The sequence below is a fragment of the Lentibacillus sp. L22 genome (genome assembly GCF_040812445.1).
Lineage (GTDB): Bacteria > Bacillota > Bacilli > Bacillales > Amphibacillaceae > Lentibacillus_C > Lentibacillus_C daqui.
Genome location: NZ_JBFNXI010000086.1, coordinates 1 through 2,980, shown reverse-complemented (window position 1 = coordinate 2,980; position 2,980 = coordinate 1). Strand labels below are relative to the sequence as shown.

At 35.6% G+C, this 2,980-nt stretch carries 5 protein-coding genes; all 5 read left to right on the top strand.

What is annotated here, in order from left to right:
- Positions 1-153 precede the first annotated feature (153 nt).
- Positions 154-465, top strand: coding sequence for a DUF4176 domain-containing protein (locus ABRT01_RS18030; RefSeq protein WP_269410539.1), 312 nt, complete (start codon positions 154-156; stop codon positions 463-465).
- 558 nt (positions 466-1,023) lie between these two features.
- Positions 1,024-1,173 carry a hypothetical protein gene (locus tag ABRT01_RS18025; protein WP_269410537.1) on the top strand — a complete coding sequence of 50 codons (150 nt, stop codon included), beginning with the start codon at positions 1,024-1,026 and terminating at the stop codon, positions 1,171-1,173.
- A gap of 182 nt (positions 1,174-1,355) precedes the next feature.
- A complete protein-coding gene (locus tag ABRT01_RS18020) occupies positions 1,356-1,502 on the top strand; it encodes a hypothetical protein (protein ID WP_269410536.1) in 147 nt (48 codons plus the stop codon).
- 442 nt (positions 1,503-1,944) lie between these two features.
- Positions 1,945-2,460 (top strand): hypothetical protein, encoded by a 516-nt coding sequence (locus ABRT01_RS18015; RefSeq protein ID WP_269410535.1) that lies wholly within the window; start codon positions 1,945-1,947, stop codon positions 2,458-2,460.
- A 9-nt stretch (positions 2,461-2,469) separates the two neighbouring features.
- Positions 2,470-2,760, top strand: a complete 291-nt coding sequence (locus tag ABRT01_RS18010; RefSeq protein WP_269412634.1) for a DUF4176 domain-containing protein — start codon at positions 2,470-2,472, stop codon at positions 2,758-2,760.
- Positions 2,761-2,980: the final 220 nt, after the last annotated feature.

Below are 2,980 nucleotides of genomic sequence, written 5' to 3'. Positions count from 1 at the left end.
CAATCACAAAACATTTAAAGAAGGAAATATTACCGTGAAATTAAAGGATAGAAGAATATAAAAATAAAAACAGGTAAACAAAAGTTTTCCTTAACATTAAAATCTAGGGACTTTTGTTGTAAGGTAAATTAAATTAGTAGAGGGGAATACAATATGTTACCTATTGGATCAATTGTATATCTGAGAGAAGGAACGAGTAAAATTATGATTCTGAACAGAGCTCCTATTCTTCCTTCAGAGGGCACTGAAATTGAGGGAATCTGGTATGATTATTCGGGATGCTTTTACCCGCAGGGATTGGACCCCAACAACGTCTATTATTTTAATGAAGAAAATATAGATGAAGTGGTCTTTGAAGGATTTAAAGATGAAGAAGAAGAACGATTCAATAAGATTTTCAAGGACTGGCAGGAAGAAGAAAAGCCAAACATAAAAAAAGGTACGGTTTCTGGTCCAGTGAAATAAAACAGAATGTACATGAAAAAGAAGCATACAACTGGTATGCTTCTTTTATATCGGATTTACATAGGATAATAAGTTAATGGCTTTTATATCACTTTTCGGAAAAGACTCCAAAGGAAACAATATTTTTAATGATCTCCACGTACAATAGTGGAATCATTTCAAGGATTGTTTTATGACTTTGGGGAAAATTTGCGGCAGCATATTGATAATTTGGATCCGATGTCGATAGCAGTGATTCCGCCATTATTAAGAGCAACTATTTGAAAGAGGTCAAAGAAGACATTAATAGATTTATCCTCGTTCAATGGTGTATGAATATTGCCATGCGAAAGACCCAGCTTTGCCATATTTTAGACCCACTTGTGACAAGAAATAGACCCACCTCTGAAACACCACCACGGTCACAAACAAGGTCAAGGGTGTTGGTCTTGGCACATTTTAAGACTATGAAAAACGCCAAAATGTAACCACATAAACCTAATGCGTTCTAGTTATTATGGAACTGGGTCTCGCCTTGTCATTGGTGGACCTGAAAAATGGCAAAGATGGAACTATCCAATGTCTTTATTCAGTGTAGGCGATGAAACAGATGTGAAACAGGTCATAAATCTGGTTGAAGCAGTGATGACGAGTGAAGGGAAAGCGCGGTTTGCGGATTTTGAAGGGGCATCCAAAATGAGTGAGTTGGCGAAGTTAGCAGGATTATAATGAGGGTAAGAAAGAAGAGCAGATGAAACAGCTAAGGATGCCAAGGAAAGTACAATTAAATCCCTAAATAAAACATCATCAAAAAACGTAGTAAATAAGCCTATCAGGAATTTAAAGATGGGGATATATCGTATGAGCAATACACCGCTATATTGGATTCGGTCAAAAATACAAGTGAAAATATGAGTGAAGAGAAGATAAAAGAGCATACAACCGATAGTTTTATACAATATTTGAAAGATCATGGAATGCTGGACGACTATTTAGATGAACATGAAACAGTTGCAGAGCAAGAAAAAATTAAAAAAGAGGGAGCGCAAATTTTGTAGATAAAGGATTGACATTTTCGTTTGCTAGCGGCAGTGATTTGGCTTTGCGTGAGGCACCATCAAAATTGGCAAAAGTGCTCCGTACTGGGGCTAAATATTCTCCAAAGCTCATAGGGTTCAGGACTTGTTTTTGGTGCTCAAGTACTTTCTGGAAAAGATGTAGGAGACGCAGCCATTAAAACTGGAGGACACCTTCTTGGTGCTGCACCAGGAACTGGTTTGGTTACTTTAGCAGTTGTAACTGCCCCCTTTTCTGTTGCGGGAATTGTTACAACAGAAAAGGGTTTGCAGCTACTACGTTAGGCTCTATGTCGTTTGACTGGGCATTTGATCATGGACTAAAAAGGGTATAGACAAGGTTGGCGATGCGGTTTCAGGTTTCGTTGGTAAATTAGGTTCTGTTTTTAGTTAGCAAGCATGTCAAGAGAATAGGAGTGGAAATGTGAAGCAAAAGTTAATTCCTATCCATCGGGAAATAGATAAAAACAAGATAGAATTCACATATTTTATAGATAACCAGTCTCAGCGAGTATATATGACAGTTAAATATAATGGAAATGATTACAAATTTTGGATTGCTTGGGCCCTTGTATTAGCCTTTCTCCGTGGTATTAAATCTCTACATTTATCCATGGGAAATCCCATAAGTATACTGATTGTTGTGTTTCTTTTCATAATTACTGGCGCACTTGGTGTGTATAAGTATAAAGAAACACATAAAGACGGTAGAGAAATATATAATACACTAGAAGAGTATATTGAAAGAGGAAAGAATACTTTTAAAGGCGATATCATAACGTCTGGTGTTTTATTTTTAGTATTTATCGTCTTTATGGTATTATTTTTGATTTATCAGTGGCTAACATGGCTTTTTTTTGCATTGTTTATGTTCTTTTTGTTTATTGTGATAGTTTGCTATCTACCACCAGAACGTTTTAAAGTTTATAAAAAGAACTAATAAACATGGATATGCTACCATTTAGGAAGTGTTGTACAGCTAAAAAACGGAGATGTGAAATTGATGATTATAAGCAGAGTACCTTTATATGAGCAAGATGGGAAAATAGGTTACTTTGATTATTCTGCATGTATTTATCCTACGGGTCAAGTAGAGGAGCAAACGTATTTCTTCAACAGGGAAAATATAGAAAAGGTATATTTCGAAGGATATAAGGATAAACAGGAGGAATTATTCCAGGAAAAGTATGAAGAAAATATAAAAGATGTTAAATATCCGAAACTGTCCATTGATGATTAAGGAAAAAGGTTGGATCTGAAACGACAAAATTAGGTTATATGGATGAAAATCAATGGTTGAGTACCTTTTTATATTAAAGGTCTACTCAAAGTTAAATTATACGATAATAATATATTTGGTATCCAGGATGGGTTGGATAAAGCAGGTCAGAAAGTAGATGAGTGGTGGAGTAGTGGAAAAGAAGCTGTAAGTGATTTTTTTGAGAATCCAGGTGAGTCGA

Bases quoted from the DNA above. Each gene is read 5' to 3' on its own strand.
- ABRT01_RS18020 (WP_269410536.1), top strand. From the start codon at position 1,356: ATGAGTGAAGAGAAGATAAAAGAGCATACAACCGATAGTTTTATACAA.
- ABRT01_RS18030 (WP_269410539.1), top strand. From the start codon at position 154: ATGTTACCTATTGGATCAATTGTATATCTGAGAGAAGGAACGAGTAAA.
- ABRT01_RS18025 (WP_269410537.1), top strand. From the start codon at position 1,024: ATGTCTTTATTCAGTGTAGGCGATGAAACAGATGTGAAACAGGTCATA.